The following is a 2,398-nucleotide window of genomic DNA, read 5'->3' as shown; positions in this document are numbered from 1 at the left end:
CTTTCGGTCACGCCCACCCGCAGCGTACCTCCGGTGATCTCTTCCAACGTCCCCTCCGGATCGGTTGGAACAGATAATCCACAACCAGTCAGCAACAGCAGTACCACCACCGTGAATGCGGCGAATCTCCCCATAGAGTGTCTCATCATCAGATTATGCACTCCGTGTGATTGCCAAAGGAATGTTGCGGCGTTACAGGGAACCGAAACACCTGCTCTCGCAGGGAGACGAGGGGGGCCGTTTTGCCGGCGGTTCAGCCGAGGGATGAGATGAGTTCGTCGCATGCCTTCTCGGTGCGGCGGCAGGCGTCGGCGCAGATCTTGCAGTGTTCGTGCATGCTGGAGTGCGCACGACGTGCCCGGCGGTATGGCCGGGTGTGTGGATGATTTCAGGGTTCCCGGGGAGGTAGTCCGCCGGCCCTGTGTCGAGGTAGCGCATGTCCTCGAGACCCTTGACCTTAAGCGCCCCGGCTTTGGTCATGGCAAACAAAACCGGGACGGCTTTCGGATACCGCACCGGATACAGAAACCTCGGCTTCTCGTGCTTGTAGCGGTATGGATGCGTGGCGATGTAGGCGTCCGAGCGGTGAACCAGGACCGGGACGCCGTACTCGGACTGCACCTTTGCGGCGACGCCCAGATGGTCAAAGTGGGCGTGTGTGAGCACCATGTGGCTGACCCTGCCCGGGCGGGCCCCGATCTCTGAGAGCGCTGACTGCAGTTCCGCCCACATCGCCGGCAGGCCGGCATCGATAATAGCCACACGGTCCCCGTCTTCGACTAAATAAGCGTTCACATAAGCATTCTGGATACGGTGGATACCGTCGGCCACATTCTTGGTGAACATCTGACATCTCCGTCCGGAGGCAAAATGGAGGGCTGCGAAGTGAGCGTCCTGGGTGGATTCCGCGGCCGGCCCATAACGGTGGGCTATATGGTAAGTGTACTGAGTATCGACCGGTGCCGACAGGGAGAATCGTGACGGAGTTTGCCAGAAAGACGGTCGAGGTTGAGGGCCTGGTCTTCAACCTATGGTCCGGCGGAAACGGAGACACGGTCTTTGTCCTGGTGCCCGGAATCGGCGTCTCGCACCGCTATTTCCGTCCGTTGGCCCATGAACTGGCGCGGTCCGCCTGGCCTTCTGGCAGGTCCACGGATTCCTCTTTCGGGCCGACGCCGCTCAGTACCTCCGCAACATCGATCCCCAACGCAGGCCGGTGCTCCTGCTTCCGGGTGTCTACGAGCCTTGGCAGTTCCTGTGCCCGGTGGCCGACCGGCTGCACAACCGCGGCCACCCCAGGCCACCCCGTCCACGTGGTCGCGGCTCTGGGCTACAACCGCCAATCAGTGGACAAAATGGCCGTCCTGGTTCAGAACTACCTGAGAAGGCATGACCTGCGCGATGTCTTTATCGTGGCGCACAGCAAAGGCGGCCTCATCGGCAAGTTCGTCATGATCGACGACTTCAACGAGGGAGGCGACGACGGCGGCGGCCGCATTGCCGGGATGGCCGCGATCAATACGCCGTTCTCCGGCTCGGTATACGCACAGTTGTTCCTGATCCCGAGCCTCCGCGCATTTTCACCGACCAATAAAATACTCCGGATGCTGGCGGAGAACCGGGCTGTGAACAGCCGGATTACGTCCATCTACAGCGCATGGGATCCGCACATTCCCGGTGGCCGCGATCAATACGCCGTTCTCCGGCTCGGTATACGCACAGTTGTTCCTGATCCCGAGCCTCCGCGCATTTTCACCGACCAATAAAATACTCCGGATGCTGGCGGAGAACCGGGCTGTGAACAGCCGGATTACGTCCATCTACAGCGCATGGGATCCGCACATTCCCGGTGGCAGCCAGCTGGCAGGCGCCCGCAATATCGAGTTGCGATCGACCGGCCACTTCCGCGTTGTCGCCGATCCGGCCCTGCTGGCCGAAATCGAGCTTGCGGGCAGGGAAGCGCCCGGCCGCTGAACCCGCCACGCTTCCGCGATATACCGGAGGTTTCCCTGGGGTGTTGGACCCGGCCTCCCGCCGGCAGGGGAGCCATCCCAATCAGTTGCCGGGTAAGGGGCGGTGCGGGCCGTTGACCAGGACAGGCGGCGGGCGCGGGCCGGTTTTCGGGGGCGGGAACGAAAATTGTCTGTCCGCGATGCCAGAATCGGTCACCATGGTCACTAAAGTCGATACCGCCTCAGCCGCACGGCACTTCGAAAATCACGACGGCGCCTACATATCCTTATCCCCGGACTTCCGTTCCAGCCCGGCCACGCATGCCCCGTACCGCCGCGAACCCTACATCAGCGCGGACATCGCCCTGGCCGCCGGCGGCACAGCACACATCACCGGCAAGGCCGGCGGCTGGACCACCACGGCAGTACTGGTCCAATGGGCCGAC

4 protein-coding genes are annotated in these 2,398 nt (G+C 62.3%); 3 read left to right on the top strand and 1 reads right to left on the bottom strand.

All coding sequences use genetic code 11. From position 1 onward, the window contains the following. Positions 1–192 precede the first annotated feature (192 nt). Complete coding sequence (locus tag Y707_RS31955) at positions 193–846, bottom strand: MBL fold metallo-hydrolase (RefSeq protein WP_051441565.1); 654 nt, start codon at positions 844–846, stop codon at positions 193–195. A gap of 131 nt (positions 847–977) precedes the next feature. On the opposite strand from Y707_RS31955, the gene Y707_RS30430 reads away from it, so the two are divergent. The 3 genes from Y707_RS30430 to Y707_RS22785 form a co-directional block, all read left to right on the top strand. Further along, on the top strand, positions 978–1,766 hold the full coding sequence (locus tag Y707_RS30430) for a lipase family protein (protein WP_155852646.1): 789 nt from the start codon (positions 978–980) through the stop codon (positions 1,764–1,766). A gap of 10 nt (positions 1,767–1,776) precedes the next feature. Next, on the top strand, positions 1,777–1,974 hold the full coding sequence (locus tag Y707_RS0102100; RefSeq protein ID WP_026533863.1) for a hypothetical protein: 198 nt from the start codon (positions 1,777–1,779) through the stop codon (positions 1,972–1,974). A gap of 196 nt (positions 1,975–2,170) precedes the next feature. Then, the coding region (locus Y707_RS22785; RefSeq protein WP_162150158.1) for a hypothetical protein at positions 2,171–2,398 on the top strand (228 nt) is incomplete at its 3' end.

Source organism: Arthrobacter sp. H14 (genome assembly GCF_000520495.1).
Classification (GTDB): domain Bacteria; phylum Actinomycetota; class Actinomycetes; order Actinomycetales; family Micrococcaceae; genus Arthrobacter_C.
Note: the sequence above shows the minus strand (reverse complement) of the source record. Positions and strands in the feature narration are given on the sequence as shown.

Bases quoted from the DNA above. Each gene is read 5' to 3' on its own strand.
- Y707_RS31955 (WP_051441565.1), bottom strand. From the start codon at position 846: ATGTTCACCAAGAATGTGGCCGACGGTATCCACCGTATCCAGAATGCT.
- Y707_RS0102100 (WP_026533863.1), top strand. From the start codon at position 1,777: ATGCTGGCGGAGAACCGGGCTGTGAACAGCCGGATTACGTCCATCTAC.